General features: G+C 66.6%; 21 protein-coding genes and 2 pseudogenes. 11 read left to right on the top strand and 12 right to left on the bottom strand.

Annotation, left to right across the window (positions count from 1 at the left end):
- Nucleotides 1-11 precede the first annotated feature (11 nt).
- The 3 genes from DID98_RS10140 to DID98_RS10125 all read left to right on the top strand — a co-directional run bounded on the left by DID98_RS10140 (nt 12) and on the right by DID98_RS10125 (nt 6,655).
- A complete protein-coding gene (locus DID98_RS10140) occupies nt 12-3,185 on the top strand; it encodes an efflux RND transporter permease subunit (RefSeq protein WP_124570651.1) in 3,174 nt (1,057 codons plus the stop codon).
- Nucleotides 3,182-4,678, top strand: coding sequence for an efflux transporter outer membrane subunit (locus tag DID98_RS10135; RefSeq protein ID WP_124521853.1), 1,497 nt, complete (start codon nt 3,182-3,184; stop codon nt 4,676-4,678). The genes DID98_RS10140 and DID98_RS10135 overlap by 4 nt, the downstream gene beginning before the upstream one ends.
- A 459-nt stretch (nt 4,679-5,137) precedes the next feature.
- A complete protein-coding gene (locus DID98_RS10125) occupies nt 5,138-6,655 on the top strand; it encodes a cytosine permease (RefSeq protein WP_260426256.1) in 1,518 nt (505 codons plus the stop codon).
- A gap of 189 nt (nt 6,656-6,844) precedes the next feature.
- On the opposite strand, the gene DID98_RS10120 is transcribed toward DID98_RS10125, so the two are convergent.
- Both DID98_RS10120 and DID98_RS10115 read right to left on the bottom strand, forming a co-directional pair.
- Nucleotides 6,845-7,600 carry a glucose 1-dehydrogenase gene (locus DID98_RS10120; RefSeq protein ID WP_124488201.1) on the bottom strand — a complete coding sequence of 252 codons (756 nt, stop codon included), beginning with the start codon at nt 7,598-7,600 and terminating at the stop codon, nt 6,845-6,847.
- 43 nt (nt 7,601-7,643) lie between these two features.
- Nucleotides 7,644-8,177 (bottom strand): VOC family protein, encoded by a 534-nt coding sequence (locus DID98_RS10115; protein ID WP_124521849.1) that lies wholly within the window; start codon nt 8,175-8,177, stop codon nt 7,644-7,646.
- A 407-nt stretch (nt 8,178-8,584) separates the two neighbouring features.
- On the opposite strand from DID98_RS10115, the pseudogene DID98_RS10110 reads away from it, so the two are divergent.
- Together DID98_RS10110 and DID98_RS10105 are read left to right on the top strand one after the other, a co-directional pair.
- Nucleotides 8,585-8,821, top strand: a pseudogene (locus tag DID98_RS10110) (MFS transporter); the annotation flags it as partial.
- 150 nt (nt 8,822-8,971) lie between these two features.
- On the top strand, nt 8,972-10,222 hold the full coding sequence (locus tag DID98_RS10105; RefSeq protein ID WP_124521848.1) for an MFS transporter: 1,251 nt from the start codon (nt 8,972-8,974) through the stop codon (nt 10,220-10,222).
- A gap of 265 nt (nt 10,223-10,487) precedes the next feature.
- Here the strand turns inward: DID98_RS10105 and DID98_RS10100 are convergent, their stop codons facing one another.
- Nucleotides 10,488-10,964 carry a nuclear transport factor 2 family protein gene (locus DID98_RS10100; protein WP_124521846.1) on the bottom strand — a complete coding sequence of 159 codons (477 nt, stop codon included), beginning with the start codon at nt 10,962-10,964 and terminating at the stop codon, nt 10,488-10,490.
- A 259-nt stretch (nt 10,965-11,223) separates the two neighbouring features.
- Here DID98_RS10100 and DID98_RS10095 point away from each other — a divergent pair, with 259 nt between their 5' ends.
- Entirely contained in the window at nt 11,224-11,610 is a 387-nt protein-coding gene (locus DID98_RS10095; protein ID WP_124521845.1) for a helix-turn-helix domain-containing protein, read from the top strand.
- 297 nt (nt 11,611-11,907) lie between these two features.
- Here DID98_RS10095 and DID98_RS10090 read toward each other — a convergent pair whose 3' ends face one another.
- The gene (locus tag DID98_RS10090; protein ID WP_124521844.1) at nt 11,908-12,282 is read right to left on the bottom strand and encodes a YXWGXW repeat-containing protein; all 375 of its coding nucleotides are present in this window, start codon (nt 12,280-12,282) and stop codon (nt 11,908-11,910) included.
- Nucleotides 12,283-12,894: 612 nt separating this feature from the next.
- Between DID98_RS10090 and DID98_RS10080 the strand changes: the two genes are divergently transcribed.
- Nucleotides 12,895-14,001, top strand: a complete 1,107-nt coding sequence (locus DID98_RS10080; protein WP_044846708.1) for a porin — start codon at nt 12,895-12,897, stop codon at nt 13,999-14,001.
- A gap of 186 nt (nt 14,002-14,187) precedes the next feature.
- Here the strand turns inward: DID98_RS10080 and DID98_RS10075 are convergent, their stop codons facing one another.
- Complete coding sequence (locus DID98_RS10075) at nt 14,188-14,586, bottom strand: GreA/GreB family elongation factor (RefSeq protein WP_044846709.1); 399 nt, start codon at nt 14,584-14,586, stop codon at nt 14,188-14,190.
- 514 nt (nt 14,587-15,100) lie between these two features.
- On the opposite strand from DID98_RS10075, the gene DID98_RS10070 reads away from it, so the two are divergent.
- Nucleotides 15,101-15,430 carry a DUF4148 domain-containing protein gene (locus DID98_RS10070; RefSeq protein WP_044846710.1) on the top strand — a complete coding sequence of 110 codons (330 nt, stop codon included), beginning with the start codon at nt 15,101-15,103 and terminating at the stop codon, nt 15,428-15,430.
- A 153-nt stretch (nt 15,431-15,583) separates the two neighbouring features.
- Here DID98_RS10070 and DID98_RS10065 read toward each other — a convergent pair whose 3' ends face one another.
- Nucleotides 15,584-16,045, bottom strand: a complete 462-nt coding sequence (locus DID98_RS10065; RefSeq protein WP_044846711.1) for a CBS domain-containing protein — start codon at nt 16,043-16,045, stop codon at nt 15,584-15,586.
- A gap of 177 nt (nt 16,046-16,222) precedes the next feature.
- Between DID98_RS10065 and ribA the strand changes: the two genes are divergently transcribed.
- Together ribA and DID98_RS10055 are read left to right on the top strand one after the other, a co-directional pair.
- Nucleotides 16,223-16,873, top strand: coding sequence for a GTP cyclohydrolase II (gene ribA, locus DID98_RS10060; RefSeq protein ID WP_044846712.1), 651 nt, complete (start codon nt 16,223-16,225; stop codon nt 16,871-16,873).
- 256 nt (nt 16,874-17,129) lie between these two features.
- Nucleotides 17,130-17,699 (top strand): GNAT family N-acetyltransferase, encoded by a 570-nt coding sequence (locus tag DID98_RS10055; RefSeq protein ID WP_124570650.1) that lies wholly within the window; start codon nt 17,130-17,132, stop codon nt 17,697-17,699.
- Nucleotides 17,700-17,720: 21 nt separating this feature from the next.
- Here DID98_RS10055 and DID98_RS36625 read toward each other — a convergent pair whose 3' ends face one another.
- The 5 genes and pseudogenes from DID98_RS36625 to DID98_RS10035 form a co-directional block, all read right to left on the bottom strand.
- Nucleotides 17,721-17,948, bottom strand: a complete 228-nt coding sequence (locus tag DID98_RS36625; RefSeq protein WP_409362335.1) for a hypothetical protein — start codon at nt 17,946-17,948, stop codon at nt 17,721-17,723.
- A 49-nt stretch (nt 17,949-17,997) separates the two neighbouring features.
- Nucleotides 17,998-18,048: pseudogene (locus tag DID98_RS36620) on the bottom strand (hypothetical protein); the annotation flags it as partial.
- A 392-nt stretch (nt 18,049-18,440) separates the two neighbouring features.
- Nucleotides 18,441-19,208: a hypothetical protein gene (locus DID98_RS10045; RefSeq protein ID WP_185640840.1), complete on the bottom strand. Its 768-nt coding sequence runs from the start codon at nt 19,206-19,208 to the stop codon at nt 18,441-18,443.
- Nucleotides 19,209-19,260: 52 nt separating this feature from the next.
- Nucleotides 19,261-19,872, bottom strand: a complete 612-nt coding sequence (locus tag DID98_RS10040) for an acyl-homoserine-lactone synthase (protein ID WP_124488193.1) — start codon at nt 19,870-19,872, stop codon at nt 19,261-19,263.
- Nucleotides 19,873-20,081: 209 nt separating this feature from the next.
- Complete coding sequence (locus DID98_RS10035; RefSeq protein ID WP_044843158.1) at nt 20,082-20,525, bottom strand: DUF4902 domain-containing protein; 444 nt, start codon at nt 20,523-20,525, stop codon at nt 20,082-20,084.
- Between the two features lie 73 nt (nt 20,526-20,598).
- Between DID98_RS10035 and DID98_RS10030 the strand changes: the two genes are divergently transcribed.
- Nucleotides 20,599-21,318, top strand: a complete 720-nt coding sequence (locus tag DID98_RS10030) for an autoinducer binding domain-containing protein (protein WP_124488191.1) — start codon at nt 20,599-20,601, stop codon at nt 21,316-21,318.
- Between the two features lie 48 nt (nt 21,319-21,366).
- Here the strand turns inward: DID98_RS10030 and DID98_RS10025 are convergent, their stop codons facing one another.
- On the bottom strand, nt 21,367-22,074 hold the full coding sequence (locus DID98_RS10025; RefSeq protein ID WP_044843160.1) for an MgtC/SapB family protein: 708 nt from the start codon (nt 22,072-22,074) through the stop codon (nt 21,367-21,369).
- Nucleotides 22,075-22,277 lie beyond the last annotated feature (203 nt).

The following is a 22,277-nucleotide window of genomic DNA, read 5'->3' as shown; positions in this document are numbered from 1 at the left end:
GGAGGCCCGCAATGGATTTCTCCCGCTTCTTCATCGACCGGCCGATTTTCGCGGTCGTGTTGTCGATCGTCATCTTCGCGATCGGCCTGATCTCGATCCCGATGCTGCCGGCCGGCGAATATCCGGAAGTCGTGCCGCCGAGCGTCGTCGTGCGCGCGACGTACCCGGGCGCGAACCCGAAGGAAATCGCCGAATCGGTCGCCGAACCGCTGGAAGAGGCGATCAACGGCGTCGAAGGCATCATGTACATGAAGTCGGTCGCCGGTTCGGACGGCAGCCTGCAGGTCGTCGTCACGTTCCTGCAGGGCGTCGACCCCGACACGGCTGCCGTGCGCGTGCAGAACCGCGTGAGCCAGGCGTTGTCGCGCCTGCCGGACGAGGTGCGCCAGTACGGCGTGACCACGCAGAAGCAGTCGCCGACGCCGCTGATGTACGTGAGTCTCTATTCGCCGGACAACAGCCGCGATTCGCTGTATCTGCGCAACTACCTGACGCTGCACGTGAAGGACGAGCTGTCGCGCCTGACCGGCATCGGCGACGTCGGCGTGTACGGCTCCGGCGACTACGCGATGCGGCTCTGGCTCGACCCGAACCGGCTGGCGTCGCGCGGGCTGACCGCGAGCGACGTGATCGCCGCGGTGCGCGAGCAGAACGTGCAGGTGTCGGCCGGCCAGCTCGGCGCGGAGCCGACGCCGAAGAAAAACGACTTCCTCGTGTCGATCAACGTGCGCGGCCGGCTGCGCACCGCGCAGGAATTCGGCGACATCGTGCTGCGCAACGGCGACGACGGCCAGGTCGTGAAGCTGTCCGACGTCGCGCGCATCGAGCTCGGCGCGGGCGACTATACGCTGCGCTCGTACTTCAACGACAGGCACTCGGCCGTGGTCGGCATTTTCCTGTCGCCTGGCGCGAACGCGCTCGACGTCGCGAAGGCGGTGTATGCGAAGCTCGACGAACTGTCGAAACGTTTCCCGCCGGGCGTCGCCTATCGTCCCGTGTGGGACCCGACCGTGTTCGTGCGCGAATCGATCCGCGCGGTGCAGCACACGCTGATCGAGGCCGTCGTGCTGGTCGTGCTCGTCGTGATCCTGTTCCTGCAGACCTGGCGCGCGTCGGTCATTCCGCTCGTCGCGGTGCCCGTGTCGGTGGTCGGCACGTTCGCGTGGCTCTACCTGCTCGGCTATTCGATCAACACGCTGACGCTGTTCGGGCTCGTGCTCGCGATCGGGATCGTCGTCGACGATGCGATCGTGGTGGTCGAGAACGTCGAGCGCAACATCGCACAGGGTTTGAGCCCGCGCGACGCCGCGCACCAGGCGATGCGCGAGGTGTCGGGGCCGATCGTCGCGATCGCGCTCGTGCTGTGCGCGGTGTTCGTGCCGATGGCGTTCATGTCGGGTGTGACGGGCCAGTTCTACAGGCAGTTCGCGGTGACGATCGCGATCTCGACGGTGATCTCCGCGGTGAACTCGCTGACGCTGTCACCCGCCCTCGCCGCGAAACTGCTGCGTCCGCACGGTGCGCCGAAGGATGCGTTGACCCGCGTGCTCGACCGCGCATTCGGCTGGCTGTTCCATCCGTTCAACCGCTTCTTCGAGCGCAGCTCCGATCGCTATCACGGCGTGGTCGCGCGCACGCTGAAGCGGCGCGGCGCGGTGTTCGCGGTCTATGCGACCTTGCTCGCCGCGACCGCGCTGCTGTTCAACGCGGTGCCGGGCGGCTTCATCCCCGTGCAGGACAAGCTGTACCTGTTCGCCGGCGCGAAGCTGCCGGAGGGCGCGTCGCTCGCCCGCACCAGCGCGGTCACCGAGCAGATGACGAAGATCGCGCTCGGCACCGACGGCGTCGAGATGGTGCCGGCGTTTGCCGGGCTGAACGCGCTGCAGGGCGTGAACACGCCGAACATCACGAACTCGTACGTGATCCTGAAGCCGTTCGACCAGCGTCACCGCAGCGCCGCGCAGATCAACGCGGACCTGAACGCACGCTTCGCGGCGATCGGCGGCGGCATCACCTATGCGCTGATGCCGCCGCCGATCCAGGGCCTCGGCAACGGTTCGGGCTACTCGCTGTACCTCGAGGATCGCGGCGGGCTCGGCTACGGTGAATTGCAGAAGGCACTGACGGCGTTCCAGGCCGCGGTCGCGAAGACGCCTGGGATGAGTTACCCCGTCAGCTCGTACCAGGCGAACATCCCGCAGCTCGAGGTGAAGGTCGACCGGCTGAAGGCGAAGGCGCAAGGCGTCGCGCTCACCGACCTGTTCAACACGCTGCAGGTCTATCTCGGCTCGATGTACGTGAACGACTTCAACGCGTTCGGCCGCGTGTACCGCGTGATGGCGCAGGCCGATGCCGGTCACCGGCAGACGGCCGCGGACATCGCGAACCTGCGCACGCGCAACGCGAAAGGCGAGATGGTGCCGATCGGCTCGATGGTGACGGTCGCGCCCGCGTATGGGCCGGACCCGGTCGTCCGCTACAACGGCTATCCGGCCGCGGACCTGATCGGCGACGCCGATCCGAAGGCGATGTCGTCGTCGCAGGCGATCGCGAAGCTGCAGCAGATCGCGAAGGACGTGCTGCCGCCGGGCATCACGCTCGAATGGACCGATCTCAGCTACCAGCAGGTCACGCAGAGCAACGCGGCGATCGTCGTGTTCCCGCTCGCGGTGATGCTCGTGTTCCTGGTGCTCGCGTCGCTGTACGAGAGCTGGACGCTGCCGCTTGCGGTGATCCTGATCGTGCCGGTGTGCATGTGCGCGGCGCTGTTCGGCGTGTGGCTGTCCGGCGGCGACAACAACGTGTTCGTGCAGGTCGGTCTCGTCGTGCTGATGGGGCTCGCGTGCAAGAACGCGATCCTGATCGTCGAGTTCGCGCGCGAACTCGAAATCCAGGGCAAGGGTGCGATCGCAGCGGCGCTCGAGGCATGCAGGCTGCGGCTGCGCCCGATCGTGATGACGTCGGTCGCGTTCATCGCGGGCTCGGTGCCGCTCCTGATCGGCGGCGGCGCGGGCAGCGAAGTGCGCGCCGCCACCGGCGTCACCGTATTCGCGGGGATGCTCGGCGTCACGTTGTTCGGGCTGTTCCTGACGCCCGTGTTCTACGTGGCGATCCGCAAGCTCGCGCGCGGCACGCCGGCCGTGTGGAGCGAACAGCACGGCACCCTCGAAGGAGAAAACCGATGAGCGCCGCATTCCGTCTTTCCGCGCTCGCGCTGTCGGTGATGCTCGCCGCGTGCGCGGTCGGCCCCGATTTCAAGCGGCCCGATACGGCGAGCGCCGCGCGCTTCGCGCGCGACGCGCATGCGACCACGCCCGATGCGTCGCCGCCCGTTGCGTCGGCCGCTGCCGATGCCGCGTTCTGGCGCGGCTTCGGCGACCCGGCGCTCACGCAGCTGATCGATGCGGCGCTCGCCGCGAACCAGGACCTGCAGGTCGCCGTATCGCGCTACGACGCATCGAACGCGCTGCTGTCGCAGGCCGCGTTCGACCGCTATCCGACGATTACCGCGAGCGGCCGGATCGGCCATCAGCTGACGAGCAGGGACCAGGCGTTCGGCGCGCCGCGCAGCCAGCGCGATACGCCGATCTCCAGTGTCGGGATCAATGCGGCGTGGGAACTCGACCTGTTCGGCCGCGTGCGCCGCTCGATCGAGTCGCAGTGGGCGGAAACGGCTGCGAGTGCGGCCGACGTACGCGCGGTGCGTGTCGCGATCGCGGGCGAGGTCGCGAGCACGTACGTGGATCTGCGCGGCTCGCAGGAGCGGCTGCGGATCGCACGCGAGAACGCCGACAACCAGAAGCAGACGCTCGCGCTGATCAATGCGCGCGTCGGCGCGGGACGTGGCTCCGAACTCGATGCGGCGCGAGCGCGCGCGCAGTACGAATCGACGACGTCGCGGATCGCCGTGTACGAAGCGGCGATCGGCGTCGACGAGCATCGGCTCGCGGTGTTGACCGGGCAGACGCCGGATGCGCTGATCGGCCGGTTCGACATCCCGAACGCTGCCGCATCGAAAGGCGCGCCGGTACCGCTGCCGGCGCTTGCAGCCGACATCGATCCCGGCACGCCGGGCGACCTGCTGCGCCGCCGCCCCGATGTCGCTGCCGCCGAAGCACGGCTGCACGCGGCGACCGCGCGCGTCGGCGTCGCGACAGCCGACCTGTTTCCGCGCTTCACGCTGTCGGGGCTGCTCGGCAGCGCGACGAGCAGCTACGGATTCTTCCGTGCGGGCAGCGATACGAACCTGATCGCGCTCGGCATCGACTGGTCGTTCCTCGACGTCGGCCGCGTGCGCGCGCGGATCGCGGCGAGCGACGCGGACGCGGCCGGCCAGCTCGCGCAGTACCGGCAGACCGTGCTCGGCGCGCTGGAGGAAACGGAGAACGCGCTGCTGCGTGTCGCCCGCACGCAGGAGGAGACCGCGCACCTCGTGCGCGCGGCGGACGACAGCGCTCGCGCGGCACAGCTTGCACAGACGCGCTTCTCGGCCGGTGCGATCGACTACTACGAAGTGCTCGACGCGCAACGGACGCTGCTGCAGGCGCAGGACGCGGCGGCCGACGGGCGGATGCGCAGCGCGGCATCGACGGTCGCGCTGTACAAGGCGCTCGCGGGCGGCTGGCCGTCGGAAACGGCGCAGCAGGCACCCGGTCCGCTCGCGCGATCGGGGGAGTAGGGCGAGGGTCGCACGGCGGGCAGGGACGTTGGGTCCGCCCGCCGGGCGATCGACTTCGCATCGCCGGGTTGGCGCCTGCGTCCCCGTTGCCGGCGCGTAACGGCGTCGCATGGACTGACGACGTTCGATGCGGCGCCGGTCCCGTGGATCGGCATGGCGCTCCGTGTGCCTGCCTTACAGCGATGCCGGCCGTTCGGCGGGGCCGGATCGCCGGTCGGCTCGCGCGCCGGCGGCGGCCCGGCGCATCGGTCGGCGCACCTTGCATCGCCCGGGCCGCCCGCGCGGCGCGCCAACCGGTCGATTCCCCGTCGCGAAACATTGTTCTGCCTCGTCGTAAACGTCTCGAATGCGTGATATTTGCGCTGCCCGATCCGGTTTAGAGTGGCCGCAAATCGATGACGATGTGTCGTATGGCCGCAGTCGCGGGCCGTACCGATGCACCAGAGGAGCTGGAGACAAATGACTGAAGGCAGGATTACCCAAGTCGAATCGTTCGGTTTCGAGCGTATTCCCGACGTATCGCGCTATGCGCGTCCGATCGATCTGTTCCGGTTGCTGTTCGGCGGCTGCAACACGTTTTCCACGTCGGTGCTCGGCAGTTTTCCCGTGCTGGTCGGGCTGTCGTTCAAGGCCGGCATGTGCGCGATCGTGCTGGGCGTGCTCGCCGGCACCTGCATCCTCGCGCCGATGAGCCTGTTCGGCCCGCGCAACGGCACGAGCGACCCCGTGTCGTCCGGCGCGCATTTCGGCATTCATGGCCGGATCGTCGGGTCGTTCCTTGCGCTGCTCACGTCGATCGCGTTCTTCTCGCTCGCGGTGTGGAGCTCGGGCGATGCGCTCGTCGGCGGCGCGCACGACATGGTCGGCGTGCCGGTCAACGGCTTCACGCTCGGCGCCGCGTACATGGTGTTCGCGGTGCTCGTGCTGATCGTCTGCATCTACGGCTTTCGCTTCATGCTGTGGGTCAACAAGATCGCCGTGTGGGCGGCGAGCCTGCTGTTCGTCGCCGGCCTGTTCGCGTTCGCGGGGATGTTCGACCTGAACTACGCGGGCACGCTGAACCAGGGCAGCGCAGGCTTCTGGGCCGCGTTCGTCGGCGCCGTGCTGGTTGCATTGAGCAACCCGGTGTCGTTCGCGTCGACGCTCGGCGACTGGGCGCGCTACATTCCGCAGCAGACGCCGAAGCGGCGCGTGATGGCCGCCGTGTTCGCCGCGCAGATCGCGACCTTCGTGCCGTTCTTCTTCGGGCTCGCGACCGCGACCATCATCGCGTCGAAGGCGCCCGCGTTCATCGCGTCGAACGACTACGTCGGCGGGCTGCTCGCCGTGTCGCCGCGCTGGTTCCTGCTGCCGATGTGCCTGATCGCGATCATCGGCGGGATGTCGACCGGCACGACCGCGCTGTACGGCACGGGCCTCGACGTGTCGAGCATGTTCCCGCGCTTCCTGAACCGTGTGCGCGCGACGCTGCTGATCGGCACGATCGCGATCGCGTTCATCTTCGTCGGCCGCTTCTGGTTCAACCTCGTCGAAAGCGTCGCGACGTTCTCGACGCTGATCGACACGTTCAGCTGCCCGTGGATGGCGATCATGGTGATCGGCTACGTGACGCGTCGCGGTTACTATCTCGCGGACGACCTGCAGGTGTTCAACCGCGGGCTGCGCGGCGGCCACTACTGGTTCACGCACGGCTGGAACCTGCGCGCGATGGGCGCGTGGCTGCCGGCGGCCTTCATCGGACTGTCGTTCGTGAACCTGCCGGGCCAGTTCGTCGGGCCGCTCGGCAACCTCGCGGGTGGACTCGATCTCAGCGTGCCGGTGTCGCTGGCGGTCGGCGGGCTGCTGTATTTGGTGCTGCTGACGGTGTATCCGGAAGCGGAAGGCGTGTACGGCGCGCGCGGACGTTTCCTCGTGCGCGGCGGCAGGCAAGCGGCGCGCGGTGTCGGCGCCCCGGCAATTCAGCCGAAGGGGTATTGAGCGCAGCATCGCGCGTCGCTGCGCGCTGGAAATACCGGTGCCGCCGCGCGGGAGATCCGCCGGCGGCATGGTTGTTTCGGGATGCCGGGTTGTATGCGCGTATGGGATGCCGCCCCTGACTTCTCCCTCGCTCGGCCGAAAACGACAGCACCCGCCGGGCAGGCGGGCGTGTGTCGACTCCGCTGCGGATCAGTGGAACGTGCTGCCCGCGAGCATCCCGCCGTCGACGATGAATTCCGAACCCGTGCAATACGCGGATTCGTCGGACGCGAGGAACAGTACGAGGCTCGCCACCTCGTCGGGTTTGCCGATACGCGCGATCGGCAGCCCGCTGTAGATCGATGACGAATCGAAATCCGCGTATTCCGGCGGGCGTGCCATCACGGTGTCGATGCCGCCCGGATGGACCGAGTTCACGCGGATCCCGTAGCGGCCGAACTCGAGCGCGGCGGCCTTCGTCATCCCGCGCACCGCGAACTTGCTCGATACATACGCGCTGCCGCCGGCCACGCCTTCCATCCCGGCCGTCGACGACACGTTGACGATCGAGCCGCCACCCGCATCCTTCAGCGCGGCCAATGCCGATTTCATGCCGAGCCAGCAGCCGACCTGGTTCACGTCGATCACCTTGCGATAGTCGTCGAGCGAACAGGACTCGATCGGCACGAGCTTCAGGATCGCCGCGTTGTTCACGAGGATGTCCAGCCGCCCGAAATGCGCGAGCGTCGCATTGACGGCGGTGTGCCAGTCGCCTTCGTTCGTCACGTCGAGATGCTGGTAGCGCGCGGCGTCGCCGAGTTCGGCCGCGACGCGCCGGCCCGCGTCGTCCAGCACGTCGGCGATCACCACGCGTGCGCCCTCGGCGACGAACCGGCGTGCCTCCGCCTCGCCCTGGCCGCGGGCGCCGCCCGTGATCAGCGCTACCTTGCCTTCGAGTCGTTTCATCCTGTTTGCTCCTGTGAGTGAAGGGGGACGCGCGCGGGCCCGCTCAGGCGGCGGCCGACGCGTCGATGATGCGGACCGGATCGGCGCCGTCCCAGGTATGCGCTTCGGCGATGCCGTGCGCGATCATCGCGCGCATGCCTGCACCTTCGATTACTTCGACGCGCACGCCTGGATCGTCGGCGTCGTCGAGATAGGCGACGCGCGTGGCCGGGTTGTGCGCGTCGAACACCACGCGCAGCCCGCGTGCCGTAAGTTGCGCGACGGCGGCATCGAGATCGTCGACCACCCATGCGACGTGATGCAGGCCCGTGAGCAGTTGTCCGTGCGCATCGCGGTACGGCGACGGCGCGTCGTTCGTCACGTGGATCAGTTCGATCTGCAGATCGGCGCGATACGCGAGCCCGACGTCCATCGTGACCGTCGTCGCTTCGCCGAAGCAGCGGCCGTCGAGCCGCACGTTGCGGAACACGGTCCATGGGCCGACATCGTGGCGGGCGCGCCAGCGCGCGATGCTGCGGTCGAGATCGGCGACCACATAGCCGATCTGGTCGATGGGGCCGAGGATAGGGGCGTTCATGGTGTCTCCGTGGCGGGCGCGAGCGGGCGCGGCGCCGTTTCGTGCGGCAATCGGCGCGCGATGAATGACGGTCATGATGGCAACAAAGGCGGTGCGGCGTGCCGTCCAAACGGACTAGCTGCACGCTATGCGGACGGCCCTGGGCGCTGCATCGCTGACGACGGATTTGCGTACAGGGCAGGACGAGCGAGGAAGGCGAGGAAAGCGAGGAAGGCGAGGAAGGCGAGGAAGGCGAGGAAGGCGAGGAAGGCGAGGAAGGCGAGGAAGGCGAGGAAGGCGCGGAAAGCGCGGAAAGCGCGGAAGCAGGAAAGCGGCAAGCGGCAAGCGGAGAAGCAGGGAAGCAGGGAAGCAGGGAAGCAGGGAAGCAGCAAAGCAGGGCGGAGCCGAAGCTGACGAAGCGCGTAAACCGGACGAGATCGACCGGCGTCGCGCTCGCGTACAACGTTGCCGTGATGGTGTTCGGCGGTTTCGCGCCGTTCATCGTCACATGGCCGACGCGTGCGAGCGGGTCGCCCGTCGCGCCCGCGTGGTACGTGCTGTTCGCCGCGTCGTTCGGGCTGGCCGCGAGCGTGTTCATGCACGACGGCGCGCCGTGCGTGCTCGCGCGCCGGCAGTTCTCGGGCGAGCCGCTGAGCGCCAAATAGTCGTTCGCCATTCGGGGCGATCAGCCATCGGCCCGGGCGGCATGCGGCGTATCGGCGCCGCCGATGGTTAGCATCGCGGACAGCGGCCTACCGGGGCCGCCGCCCGCTCGTTACGCTTGCGCAATCATCCACTCTGTCCGGAAGGTCGCCATGTCCCGGCTCGACTACACGCTGCTCGGCCCCTGCCTGCTCGCCATCGCGATCGACGCGATGGGGTTCGGGCTCGTCTACCCGATGATGTCCGCGATCTTCAGCGATCCGCACGCGGGCATCCTGCCGGCCGACGCCGGCGAACACGCGCGCAATTTCTACCTCGGTGTCGGCTACGGGATCTATCCGCTCTGCATGTTCTTCGGCTCGTCGCTGATGGGCGAGTTGTCGGACCGTTACGGCCGCCGCCGGATCCTGCTGCTGTGCGTGCTCGGCCTTGCTGCCGGCTACGCGCTGATGGCCGCCGGCGCGTGGCACGGGAGCGTCGCGCTGTTGCTGGCCGGCCGCGGGCTCACCGGTTTGATGGCAGGCTGCCAGGGCATCGCGCAGGCGGCCATCACCGACCTGAGCACGCCCGGGAACAAGGCGTACAACATGAGCATCATGTCGCTCGCGTTCAGCGCCGGCGTGATCGTCGGCCCCGTGCTCGGCGGCGTCACGTCCGACCGGACGATCTCGCCGCTGTTCGACTACGGCACGCCGTTCGTGCTCGTCGCCGCGCTGTCGCTCGTGTGCGCGTTCTGGACCTCGGCGTCGTATCGCGACACGGCCGCGCCGCGCAGCGACACGCGCATCGATCCGCTGCTGCCGCTGCGGATCATCGGGGAAGCCGCACGTCAGCGCAACGTCGCGTTCCTGTCGGTGGTGTTCTTCCTGATGCAGGTCGGCTATGGACTCTACCTGCAGACCATCATGCTGCTGCTGCAGGCGAAGTTCGGCTATACGAGCGCGCGGCTCGGGCTGTTCAGCGGCGTGATCGGCATCTGCTTCGTGTTCGGCCTGCTGTTCGTCGTGCGGCTGATGCTGCGCGTGTGGCGTGTGGTCGACATCGCGAAGACGGGCCTGCTCGTCGCGGGCCTCGGCCAGATCGCGTCGGCACTGTTTCCGCACGAGCCGGTGCTGTGGGTGCTCGCGATGGTGGTCGGCTGTTTCGACATGGTCGCCTACACGACCATGTATACGGCGTTTTCCGATGCCGTCAGCGAGGACCGGCAGGGCTGGGTGCTCGGCGTCGCGGGCTCGGTGATGGCCGTCGCATGGGTCGTGACGGGCGCGCTGACGAACCTGCTGCCGGTATTCGGCGAGAGCGGGCTGCTGCTGATCGGCGGCGCGGGCTTCCTGCTCAGCTTCGTGATGATGGTGGGCTACGGGCGCAAGCAGGCCGGCGGGCGCACGGCCGCGCTATCGTAGACGGTTGCGCGCAGGTTGGCCCGATCCTGTCGGACGTTGTCCTGCGGGCCGCTGTCGCGCGTGACCGCGCGGCCCGGCACTGGCGCCTCGCGGTCACGACGGGTCAGCCCACGGCGGCAATCTGGCGCGGGGCCGCGTGCGGCGACGTGCTGACGACCGGGCAGGTGCTCGCGCTCGATGTCGCACGACGCATGCGTGGCCGGTGCGCTGGCCGCGTTCAAGCGTGCGAAGCGGTCGGCCGCGCATCGGCGCGCGGCCCGCCCGGTCAGAACATCGTGTTCCCGTTCGCGGCTTTTTCGGGCACCGGCTGGATCACGTCCCAGTGCTCGACGATCTTGCCATCCTTCACGCGGAAGATGTCGACCACCGCTTCGCCGCGATCGCCCGGGCGCTCGGTCGCATGCACGTGCAGATAGACGAGGTCGCCGTCGGTCGCGCTGCGGACGATCTGCGCGCGCGATTGGGGGGTCTTCTGGAACGCGCCGACGAAGTACGACACGAACGGCTTCTTGCCGTCGGGCACGTGCGGGTTGTGCTGCTTGTAGTCGTCGGCGACGACGGCGGCAGCCTCGAGCGCTTCGTGCTTGTTGAAGAAGCGGTCGTAGAACGTCAGCACGAGCTGGCGGTTGGCTTCCTCGGCGGCCAGGTCGCGCGCGGCCGGGCCGGCGGCCGGCGCGGCGGTCGATGCGGCAAGCAGGACGAACGCGGCAACGGTGCGGACGGGCGAGCGGAGCGATGACATGCGGCAGGTTCCTTGTCTGGAGATGCGTGGACGGACGCGCGGTGCGTGGTGTGCGACTGCGGATGACGCCGATCGTCGTCATCGGCGGCGACGGGGTGCCGGTGGTGCGCGTGCGCATGCTTCGTAGAACTGGCAAGTCCGCTCGGCCATCGAGTCGATCGAATGGTACAGTTGCCGCGAACCCGTCACAAGAAGTCACCGCGGTGTGAACAGGTCACACCGCGGTGACCGTGCATTGCCCGTGAAAGAGAATCCCGTCATGTCGTTTCCGTCCGCCGACGAATCCGTCGAACTCGATCAGCCGTGCCCGATCCGCGATGTGCTCGACCGCATCGGCGACCAGTGGAGCCTGCTCGTGCTCGAGGCGCTGTCCGGCGGCACGATGCGTTTCAACGAACTCGCCCGTGCGATCGGCGACGTGTCGAAGCAGATGCTGTCGCGCACGCTCAAGCGGCTCGAGCAGGACGGCTTCGTCAGCCGCACGCTGTATGCGGAGGTGCCGCCGCGCGTCGAATATGCGTTGACGGACCTCGGGCGTTCGTTCCTGACGCCGATGCACGCGGTGATCCGCTGGGCCGACGAACATCATCGTGCGATTTGCGCGGCCCGTCGCCGCGCGCGCGAGCAGGAAAGCAGCGGGCGTTGAGCAGCGTGCGTCGTGTGGTCGCGTGACGACCGGCGACAGGATGCGTGCGTTGCGGCAGCAACAGATGATTTCGTTATCCGAACGTTTCGAGGGCGCTGCTTTCGCGTGCGGTGTCGCGAAGGGCGCAACGCACGCGTGGCGATCGGCGTTTGAGGGGGGCCGACGACCGTCGTGACCGGGGCGAGCGCGATCGGCATCCGCCCGGTCGGTCAGCTCGAATGCAGACAGGGCGGCGTGTCGATCGGCAAGGGCGCGGAAGCGGCGGCTTCGCGCCGAGCCACGGCCGCCGCGGACGACTTAACGCCAGGTGCCGTCGACGTAGACCCACACTTGACCCTGGCGCCGCCAGTATCCAGGTACCCACCTGCGCCCGGGGCGGCGGGCGACCCAGCGTCCGGACACCCATATATAGTGGCCGCGCTGCCAGCGCCAGTAGCCGTCGGTCCAGACATAGCCGTGCGGCCGTGGAGGCGGCGGCCGGCGATCATGCCGCGGTGCAGGCGGCGCGAAGCCCGGGCGATCGGAATAAGGCGGCCTGCCGTGGCCGGGAGGCGGTCCCGGCCGCCGGTACCCGGGTGGGGCGGGCTGGGCCGAGGCGGTACGCAGCCAGCCGCCGGTGGCGGCGAAGGCGGCGGTCAGTCCGACGGCGCGCAGCAACGAGCGTCGATTCATGGCGGGTCCTCTATATATGTTGTCAGAGCCGCCTTACATTAGCCTGCCGGTCCCGGAGCCGGGTTACGCGGGCCGTTAAGGCTGTTACCGCATGTCACGGCGGCCCGGCGGCACCCGGGGTGCCGCCGCCGATCTCCCCGTTGCAGTTGGCGCCGACGGCCAATGGGGTCGGCTACGGCCGCGCGGCCGAATGTTTACCGTTCAGTCGCTGCGTTTTAGGCGGCCAGGCCCAACATTTGAGATTGTTTTGGGTAAAAATTACCGTTTTCGTGTGGTTCCATCGATTCCGTTTGTTGTTTCTATGCAACCGTCAAGACGATGACACGAAAGAATGGTGGGATGAAAGCCTCCAAAAAACATCCGTCAATAGGTCAAAAAAAGACGTTAAAACAAATACTTATAACGCGTCCCCACTTTCATTATTTCTAGTTCTGGAAAAGCTTATTTCTTTATTTGCAGATCGCGCCCCTAGGGTACACCCCTAAACTCACGGTTCCCAAACGGGCAACTATCCGGGCGCGGCCAGAAGGACCGATGGCGCTCCCGGGCGGTTGCAGACCGTTTATGAACAAGGTCGCGAGACCTGCCTCTTTTTAGAAGGGAGCTCCACGAATGAACAAGACTCTGATCGTTGCAGCAGCTGCAGCATCGTTCGCTACCGTCGCTCACGCGCAAAGCAGCGTCACGCTGTACGGCGTGCTGGACGCAGGCATCACCTACCAAAGCAACGTCCAGAACGCAGCTGGCCAAGGCAAGTCGCTGTGGTCGATGGGTTCGGGCATTGACCAGAGCCGCTTCGGTCTGCGTGGTTCGGAAGACCTCGGTGGCGGCCTGAAGGCAATCTTCACGTTGGAAAGCGGCTTCAACATCGGCAACGGCAAGTTCGCGAACAACAACGGCATGTTCAACCGCCAGGCTTTCGTCGGCCTGTCGAGCCAGTACGGCACGGTTACGCTGGGTAAGCAGTACGACTCCGTCCAGGACTACCTGGCACCGCTGACCGCAACGGGCTCGTGGGGCGGTACGTACTTCGCTCACCCGTTCAACAACGACAACCTGAGCACGAACGGCGGCTACTCGGCTAACAACACGATCAAGTTCGCAAGCGCGAACTACGCTGGCCTGCAATTCGGCGGCACGTACTCGTTCTCGAACAGCACGAACTTCGGCAACAACCGTGCTTACAGCGGCGGCGTGTCGTACCAGTACCAAGGCCTGAAGCTGGGTGCAGCTTACTCGCAAGCGAACAACCCGAACAACAACGGCACGGGCGCAGTTGACTCGTCGTCGGCTCTGTTCAACGGCCAAGGCCGCCTGCGCACGTACGGCGCGGCTGCTGCATACGCATTCGGCCCGGCGCAAGTTGGCGCAGCATGGACGCAATCGCGTGTCGACAACCAAGCTAACGGCGCGGCTACGTTCCACGCTGACAACTACGAAGTCAACGCGAAGTACAACCTGACGCCGGCTCTGGGCCTGGGCGCAGCGTACACGTACACGAACGCGAAGGTTGCTGGCGAAAGCACGCACTGGAACCAGTTCGGCCTGCAAGCTGACTACTCGCTGTCGAAGCGCACCGACGTCTACGCACAAGCTGTGTACCAGCGCGCTGCGAAGAACGGCGTTGGCGCATCGATCTACAACGGCGACGTCAACACGCTGCCGAGCTCGTCGATCAACCAAACCGCAGCAACGGTTGGTCTGCGTCACCGCTTCTAAGCGTGACGGCTGGGTAACCAGCTTCGCAGTATCGAAAAAGGCGCCTTCGGGCGCCTTTTTTTTCGCCCGCCGCATCGGCGATGCGGGCTGCGATGACGCTGCGTATCGTCCGGCCGCAAAAAAAGCGAGGCGCTGAGCCTCGCTTTTTGCTCGGTGTGCCGACGTGTGCGCTGCCGGCCGGCAGCATCAGCGCGTGTATTCGCCGTTGGCTTCCGGCTGGAACACGATCGCGGCGACCTTCATCAGCCTTTCGGCGCCGCTCGGCTGCAGCACTTTCACCAGCTGACCGCGTTGCGTGCCGAGCAGCGCCATGCCGACCGGCGAGAACACGTTCAGGCGGCCGAGCTCGAGATTGGCGGCGTCCGGATAAACAATCGTCCAGGTGGCCTGTTCCTGGGTCGCTTCGTCGAGCAGTGTGATCTGCGAGTTCATCGTGACGACGTTTGCCTTGATGGCGTCCGGTTGCACGATGTCTGCGCGCTCGAGCAGCGTGTCGAGCATCGTCTGGAAGCGCGGGTTGTGTTCGGCGTGCTTCTCGAGGCGAGCAACGTCGAGTTCGGTCAACTGGTAAAGGCGTTGTTTCATGGCAGTTCTCCAAATGATCGGCATGGGGCAGGCGGGGCGTGCCTATGGGGATCGCCCGGAGCCTGTCTGACCTGGCTCCGGGAAGGAGACCGAGCCGTCAGATCAGGCGCCGGGCAGGCGCGAGCGGCGCCTGGGCCGTGCGTCGAGCGAGGGGGTGCGCCGGCTGGCCGGCGCGCACGCGCACGCCGACCAGGCCAGGCGGCGAAACCGGAACGAGCATGGGCGCGTGCATGGTGAATGGGGTATCGGAAGGTGAATAAAACCTTACGATTCTACAACACAACCTTCCGGATCGGTGCTTCGGCTGTCGGCCTTTCGTCAGGCATTGTTGTGAAAATGATTTAAGTAATAGCGATCGCGCACGGTGACAGCGGTCGATTTTTTCCGAAAATGCAACGCTGTATGTTCAAACCAAGGGTTTCCCCTTGGTATCGCCAGCACTACACTTGATCCATCGCTTCAGACAGTCCCGCCGGGAGCGACGTCAAAAGAGAACATATTTCGGAGGTCCACCATGAAGTCGATCATCTACGCAGCGATCGCTGCATCCGTTCTTGCCGCCCCGATCGCATCGTTCGCACAGTCCGAGCAGGGCCTGACTCGCGACCAGGTTCGGGCCGAGCTCGTGCAACTCGAACAGAACGGCTACAAGCCGCTCGCGAGCGATTCGCAATATCCGGACAACATCCAGGCCGCGGAACAACGGATCCAGCCGAACCAGCCGATGCTCGCCCAAGCCGATACGAGCGGTTATGGTGCGGTGGCGACGGGCGCAGGCCAGTCGGGCCGCCGCATGACGCATGAAGCCGCGAATCCCGTGAACTCCGTCTACTTCGGCAACTGAACATTCCCGGGTCTGCCCGAGCACAGCATGTGACCGACGGGACGCGCGCCGCTTGCGCGCGTCTGCGTCAGCAGAGCAGAACCTCCGTCGCCGCATTCCGGCGGCTTTTCCGCCCAGACGCTCGCGCGTTTGGGCCTTTTTCGCTGGGACGGATCAGGCGGACGTGACCGTCGGGGTGCCGTGGATATAGTGTTCCAGTTGGCTGATCGTGAATTGCTGGTCGGCAATCACGCTCTTCACGAGGTCGCCGATCGAGATCAGGCCGATCAGCTTGCCGTCCTGGATGACGGGCAGGTGGCGCATCCGGTGCTCGGTCATCAGTGCCATGCACTCGTCGGTGGATTGCGACGGTTCGACGTAGCGCACCTTGGCCGTCATGATTTCCTCGACGCGGGTGGCTTTCGACGAACGGTCCTGCAGCACGACCTTGCGCGCGTAGTCGCGCTCGGTGACGATGCCCGCGATGTCGTCGCCGTCCATGACCAGCAATGCGCCGATTCCCTTTTCCGCCATCAGCTTGATGGCGTCATAGACGAAATCGGCTTTCTTGACGGTGTAGATCGTGCGGCCGGAATCCGGCTTGGCTTTGAGAATTTGCGCGACAGTCGTGCTCATTTGCTTTCTCCGTGTGCGGGACGATGCAGGGAAGGCAGGGCGTGATGCGCGGCACCCGACGGGCCCAGTATAGCCGGGCCTGCTGCGGCAGTCGCGTGACGTTTCCAGATTAGCGGTAAACTCCGGTCACGCACTATCCACACAACTCCTACATTCCAGATCGTTTCGATTGAATTCATGATGTCTTCGCGTCCCCAATCGCCCACGCAGGGCAATGGCCAGGCAGACGAGTGCGTGACGCTCGTCGCCACCGCGTCGCTGCCCACGCGCTACGGTACGTTCACGTCGTACGCTTTCCGCGTATCGGGCAGCGATGCCGAACATCTTGCGCTCGTGATGGGCGACGTCACCGGCGAGCAGTCCGTGCTCACGCGGCTGCATTCCGAATGCCTGACCGGCGACGTGTTCGGCTCCTTCCGCTGCGATTGCGGCGAGCAGCTCGATCTCGCGCTGCGCTACATCGCGGCGGAAGATCGCGGTGTGCTGCTGTATCTGCGCGGCCACGAGGGGCGCGGCATCGGCCTGAGCAACAAGATTCGCGCATATGCGCTGCAGGAGCAGGGGCGCGACACCGTCGAGGCGAATCTCGACCTCGGCCTGCCCGACGACGCTCGCGAATACGATTCGGCCGCCGCGATCCTGCGGATCCTCGGCGTGACGTCGGTGCGGCTGATGAGCAACAACCCGAAGAAGTTCGACACGCTCGTGAAGCACGGCATTCCCGTGTGTGAACGCGTGGCGCTCGCAGTGCCCGTGCGCGAGGAAAACGAGCGTTACATCCGGACCAAGCAGGTCAAGTTCGGGCATTACTTCGAAGAGAACGAGTAATCGCGTTCGACGCGTGGGCGCCCGATCGGGCGTCGCGCTCATTCCGTGAACGCCGGACGGGACGATGCGTCCCGCTGCATTCGATTCCCGTCGCCGGTTCTCGCGACTGTCGCCGCTGGTTGCCGGCGCAGCTGACGAGCGCGATTGCTTCGTCCCTCCGCTTCGCCTTCGAGCTCGCTCCTGCGTTACGAGAACGGTGTACGCGGCCCGACGCACCCCATGCCTTCTGCACCTCCCGATCACGGTTGATCCGCCATTGAAGATAGAAACCGAACGTTTGACGTTGCGTCGCTGGCGGCCGGGCGATGCCGGTGCGCTGGTTGCGATGCACGCGGATCCCGATGTGACCGCGTGGCTGGCGCGTGGCCCGATGTCCTTCGATGAGGCGGAGGCCGTCATCGCACGCTTCGAAGCGCATTTCGACGCGCACGGTTTCGGTGTGTGGGCGATCGAGCGCCGTGCGGATGGCGCGCTGATCGGGCTCTGCGGGTTGTCGCGTGAAGTTCGTGACGAGCATCCGATGGCGCCGTGCGTCGAGATCATGTGGCGCCAGGCCCGCACATCGTGGGGGCATGGCCATGTCGCGGAAGCGGCCGCTGCGGTATTGGTCGACGGGTTCGGCCGTGTGGGGCTCGGCGAGATCTTTGCATGGACGGCTGCTGCCAACCAGCGATCGGAGCGTGTTGCGCAGCAACTCGGGATGGCGCGGCAACCGATGCGCGATTTCGAGCATCCTGCGTTGCCGCCGGGGCATGCGCTGCGACCGCATGTGGTGTTTGTCGCGCACGCAACTCCCGTTCGTCCGGATGACTACGTCGGCGCGTAACGCGCCCCGGGCACGCGGCCGTTAATGCCGCCTCGCGTTCTGCAGCACGATGCGGTAGCCGTCGGCGTCCTCGAACGTCTGTCCTGACGCATTCCAATATGGATTGAACGATGTCGCCCGCATGAAGCCGTGCGCGACTGCGCGTGCGTACGCGGCTTCCCATGCCGGGCGGTCGGGAGGATAGAAGACGATCAGGTCTTCGGGGCGGCGACGGGGCGACCGGATGCGCCGGACAGTGCGTGAATTCAAAGTGGTAATCGAGTCCTTCGCGTCCCAGTATCACGCCGGAGAAACCGTCGTGATCGTCGAAGCGCGCGAGCACTGCTGGCTCGAATGCGTCGCGGTACATGTGCTCGGTTGAGGTCGGCGACGGGGCGGGCGATGCGCAGGTGGGCGTGCATGACGATGTCGGCTAGGGGGGAGCGATTCGTCGATGCCGCCGGGCAGGCGCGGGCGCGCTGCTCGCAGGGGACTTTGATATGTCCCCGATAAATTATCGCAGGCAAGAAAAAGCCCGCTACTGGAGCGGGCTGAATCCATGTTTGGAGACATGGAGGAGACGGATGTAACTTTAAGGGAAAACCCGAGGGATGGCAAGCCCTAGTTGTAATTGTGCAACGCAGCGCCGCCGGCTTTTCTGACCAGGCTGGTGCTGCACGCCATCCAGCTGTCGCGGGCGTTCCACCGTGTCGTGCCGAACAGCCGCCGCACCGTCGCGTATCCGCGGAGTCGCCGCCGGTCCTACATTGAGCCTGCCCGCGCGTGCGCGGCAAACGCGCCGAACCGCTCCTGCGCAACCGGCACCGCGTACTTGTTGCGCATTTCCGTCTCGATCCACGCGCAGGCCTCGCGCGCGCAGTCGGTCAGCGCATGCCGCGTCGCGTGTCCGTCGATGTCGTAGACGAAGCGCACGCCCACCTCGTCGTCGGCGACTTGCCGTTGCAGCTGATTGAGCTGCAGTTGCGGCCCGTGACGCTGCGACAGCGCGCGCAGCTCGTCGAAGTGATATTCGAGCCAGTCGGCAAAGAATAGCGCGTCGCTATGGCAGCGCAGACGGAACGCCGCACTACGCGACGGACGCTGCGCGCCGCCGCCGCCGCCGACGGCCTGCGGCTCGCCGTTCGGCGCGATGGTCGCATCGACGGGCGCAAGCGGCTGCCCGGTCTGCCGGTACGGTTTGCGGTCGCGCAGTGCGTGCCACAGCAGTTCGTCGCCGGCGGCACCGGACGGCTGCATCGTCAGGTCGCGCCGGCCCTCGCCGACAGCGGCGACGTCGCGGATCACGAGGCGCAGCGAGCAGAGCGGCTCGTCCGCTACCAGCAGCGTCGCCGTGCGCGGCAGCCCGCACACGAGCGGCGCGGCGCCGGCGGCCCGGAACACGAGCCCGCGGCGATCGAGCCGCACGAGCGGCAGCGGCCGCGCAAACGACGGGTAGGCGACTGCGACGCGGGCGCCGCCGGCACCCGTCAACCCGGGCATCATCGCGCGAAAGACCTGAGACTGGTCCACGGTGGTTCTCCTTCGTTACGGTGCCGCCCGGCCGGACTACGCGCGTTCCGGCTCAGGCGGCGATGGCTTGCCGGGCAGCCCGTCCCGGCTCGATTCCTAGTGCGGCAAACGTTTGCGGATCGATGTCGATCCAGCACGCGACAACCAGACGGCCGTCCACCTGTTTCGGGGGACCTGCCCGGTGCGCGTGCACGCCGATCCGGCGGAACAGCCGCTCCATGCTCGCGAACGTCACGCCGATCAGCTGCCGCGCGCCCCGTTGCGCCGCGCATTCGACGACCGCGGCGAGCATCGGGCGGACGGCCCACTCGGCATTGCCGGGACCGCCTTCGTCGTCGCCGGTCGCCGCGAACCGCGACAGCTCCCAGACGGCAGCCGATTGCGGCAGTGCGACGTCCGCGGCGATCAGGTCGGCGAACAACGACTTCAGCAGATACGGGCGGGTGGTCGGCAACAGGCGCGCACATCCGCACACTTCGCCGCCGGCGTTTCTCGCGAACACGTAGACGGTATCGTCGCGATCGAACTGGTCGCGCTCGAAACATTCGTTCGCCGACGGGAGCGCCCAACCGAGCTGTTCGACGAACACATGGCGCCGATAGCGCCCGAGATCCGCTGCAAGTTCGTGTGGTAACCGCCCTTCATCGTGAACGAAGGTCCGCATGGTGTCCTCGGATCGGTACTTTGGTATGCCCGCATTACATCGCGCGTCCCGAGGAGGCGGTAACTGGTAACTCTTACAGGGTGAGGCCGCGCCGACACCATTCGACCGGTGGTAACGGTTTCTTGATCGGCGGGATTGAAATACCGGCGGCTTTTGCTTATAAAGAGCGCCAGTCTTGCGGAAATGTCAGACGAAAGCGCGGCCGGTTGTCACTGGAGCACGGGACCGGCATGATAGACGTCGTTGCGACCGAGCAATGCCGACGCAACCGCGGCCGGCCAATCGATGTGTGCGAGCCGCGCGGCCAGCACGGCGGCGGTGCGGAACATGCCGAGGTCGGCGCCGGTGGCGTCGACGGCCATGATGTTGCTGCGGACGTCGCCGCCCGCGATCGCGAACGTGCCCGTCGCGCGCTCGAGATACCAGTCCCAGCCGACCGTCAGGTACGCGAGGCCGGCACTGGCCGGGCGGTGCCATTCGGTGTAGCCGGCCAGACGCGCGTCGACGGCGCTGTCGCGCAGTTCCGCGAGCAGCGATGCATCGAGGCCGCTCGCGACATGGTCGAGCGCGAGCGCGGCCAGCGCGCTTTCGGACAGGCGCACGTAGCCGTCCGGAGACGGGCCGCGGACCGGGTGCAACAAAGGTGAAGTCATGCGCGGAATGTATCAGCCCCGAACCGGCGCTGGCACCTGACAGGTATGACAGCGTAACGTTGTCGGAGAATGAATGGAACTGCGCTGGCAGGATGCCTACCAACAATTCAGCGCCGCGGAAGACGAGCAGCAGCTCTTCCAGCGGATCGCCGCTTATTCTAAACGCCTCGGCTTCGAATATTGCTGTTACGGCATTCGCGTGCCGTTGCCCGTGTCGAAGCCTGCCGTCGCGATCTTCGATACCTATCCGGACGGCTGGATGGCCCACTACCAGGCGCAGAACTACATCGAGATCGACTCGACGGTGCGTGACGGCGCGCTCAGCACCAACATGATCGTCTGGCCGGACGTCGACCGGATCGATCCGTGTCCGCTTTGGCGGGACGCGCGCGACCACGGGCTGTCGGTGGGCGTCGCGCAGTCGAGCTGGGCGGCGCGCGGCGCGTTCGGGCTGCTGAGCATCGCGCGTCATGCGGACCGGCTCACGCCGGCCGAGATCAACATGCTGACGCTGCAGACCAACTGGCTCGCGAACCTGTCGCATTCGCTGATGAGCCGCTTCATGGTGCCGAAGCTGTCGCCCGAGGCGAGCGTCACGCTGACCGCGCGCGAGCGCGAGGTGCTGTGCTGGACGGCCGAAGGGAAGACCGCGTGCGAGATCGGCCAGATCCTCAGCATCTCGGAGCGCACGGTGAACTTCCACGTGAACAACATCCTCGAGAAGCTCGCCGCGACCAACAAGGTCCAGGCGGTGGTCAAGGCGATCTCGGCCGGGCTCATCGATACGCCTTGACGCGGCGCCGGCGGCGGGGCGGTCGTGCCGAGCCGGCCGCCTTTGCGCTCACTCCATCATCGGCTCCGCTTCCTTCGCGGTCCAGCTCACGCTCGAAATGCTCTTCTCCATGCTCATCCGGCTCGCGATCTGCTCGAGCTTCTGCTGATCCTTCGGATGCAGCTTCAGCGTCGCGGTCACCTTCAATCGGTCCGGCTGCTCGGGCACGTCCTCGCTCGTCAGGCTCTGGAACGACAGCGGTTTCGCATACATCGCATTCGACAGCAGCGTGCGGATGTGCACTTCGTCGGCGGCGAGGCAGATCACGGTGATCTGGTATTCGCGCACGAGGTCGGCATTCGACACGGGGGTCGCGTTGATCGCCTGGCTGACGCCGCGCAGCACCGTGTTGGTGAGCAGCACGACGCCCGTGCCGGCCAGGGCCGGCACGTAGTGGCCGGACCCGGCCAGCACGCCGACGGCGGCCGAGCACCACAGCGTCGCGGCCGTGTTGATGCCCTGGATCGAACCCTTGTCGCGCATGATCACGCCGCCGCCGAGAAAGCCGACGCCCGACACGACGTAAGCAGCGATCTGCGTGACGCCGGCCACGCCGTTGCCGGTCAGCACGCCGAGCGTGACGAACAGGCAGGCGCCGCTCGCGACGAGCGTGATCGTGCGCAGCCCCGCCGTGCGTTGCCGCATCTGGCGTTCGAGGCCGATCGCGACGCCGCAGGCGAACGCAGTGAAAAGACGGAGTGCGAAATCGAGAGTCATGATGGTCCTGCCGTGCCAAGTGCGCATGCCGGCCCGCGGCGCGGCGGCGCGAAGCCGAACGCGGCACGATGGCCGTCATCGCGCGGTACTGTACCGCGCGGATGCGTCATTCAATGTGAAACGGATGGCGTGCGGGCTCGCGGAACGCGAGCCGCGGCAGGAGAACTGCGTCGGACAGGCGTTCAGGCGGCAAGCGGCGCACG

This window comes from Burkholderia sp. Bp8984 (assembly GCF_003853755.1).
Classification (GTDB): domain Bacteria; phylum Pseudomonadota; class Gammaproteobacteria; order Burkholderiales; family Burkholderiaceae; genus Burkholderia.
This window is presented reverse-complemented; position numbering and strand designations above follow the sequence as displayed.

Bases quoted from the DNA above. Each gene is read 5' to 3' on its own strand.
- DID98_RS10140 (WP_124570651.1), top strand. From the start codon at position 12: ATGGATTTCTCCCGCTTCTTCATCGACCGGCCGATTTTCGCGGTCGTG.
- DID98_RS10135 (WP_124521853.1), top strand. From the start codon at position 3,182: ATGAGCGCCGCATTCCGTCTTTCCGCGCTCGCGCTGTCGGTGATGCTC.
- DID98_RS10125 (WP_260426256.1), top strand. From the start codon at position 5,138: ATGACTGAAGGCAGGATTACCCAAGTCGAATCGTTCGGTTTCGAGCGT.
- DID98_RS10120 (WP_124488201.1), bottom strand. From the start codon at position 7,600: ATGAAACGACTCGAAGGCAAGGTAGCGCTGATCACGGGCGGCGCCCGC.
- DID98_RS10115 (WP_124521849.1), bottom strand. From the start codon at position 8,177: ATGAACGCCCCTATCCTCGGCCCCATCGACCAGATCGGCTATGTGGTC.
- DID98_RS10105 (WP_124521848.1), top strand. From the start codon at position 8,972: ATGTCCCGGCTCGACTACACGCTGCTCGGCCCCTGCCTGCTCGCCATC.
- DID98_RS10100 (WP_124521846.1), bottom strand. From the start codon at position 10,964: ATGTCATCGCTCCGCTCGCCCGTCCGCACCGTTGCCGCGTTCGTCCTG.
- DID98_RS10095 (WP_124521845.1), top strand. From the start codon at position 11,224: ATGTCGTTTCCGTCCGCCGACGAATCCGTCGAACTCGATCAGCCGTGC.
- DID98_RS10090 (WP_124521844.1), bottom strand. From the start codon at position 12,282: ATGAATCGACGCTCGTTGCTGCGCGCCGTCGGACTGACCGCCGCCTTC.
- DID98_RS10080 (WP_044846708.1), top strand. From the start codon at position 12,895: ATGAACAAGACTCTGATCGTTGCAGCAGCTGCAGCATCGTTCGCTACC.
- DID98_RS10075 (WP_044846709.1), bottom strand. From the start codon at position 14,586: ATGAAACAACGCCTTTACCAGTTGACCGAACTCGACGTTGCTCGCCTC.
- DID98_RS10070 (WP_044846710.1), top strand. From the start codon at position 15,101: ATGAAGTCGATCATCTACGCAGCGATCGCTGCATCCGTTCTTGCCGCC.
- DID98_RS10065 (WP_044846711.1), bottom strand. From the start codon at position 16,045: ATGAGCACGACTGTCGCGCAAATTCTCAAAGCCAAGCCGGATTCCGGC.
- ribA (WP_044846712.1), top strand. From the start codon at position 16,223: ATGATGTCTTCGCGTCCCCAATCGCCCACGCAGGGCAATGGCCAGGCA.
- DID98_RS10040 (WP_124488193.1), bottom strand. From the start codon at position 19,872: ATGCGGACCTTCGTTCACGATGAAGGGCGGTTACCACACGAACTTGCA.
- DID98_RS10035 (WP_044843158.1), bottom strand. From the start codon at position 20,525: ATGACTTCACCTTTGTTGCACCCGGTCCGCGGCCCGTCTCCGGACGGC.
- DID98_RS10030 (WP_124488191.1), top strand. From the start codon at position 20,599: ATGGAACTGCGCTGGCAGGATGCCTACCAACAATTCAGCGCCGCGGAA.
- DID98_RS10025 (WP_044843160.1), bottom strand. From the start codon at position 22,074: ATGACTCTCGATTTCGCACTCCGTCTTTTCACTGCGTTCGCCTGCGGC.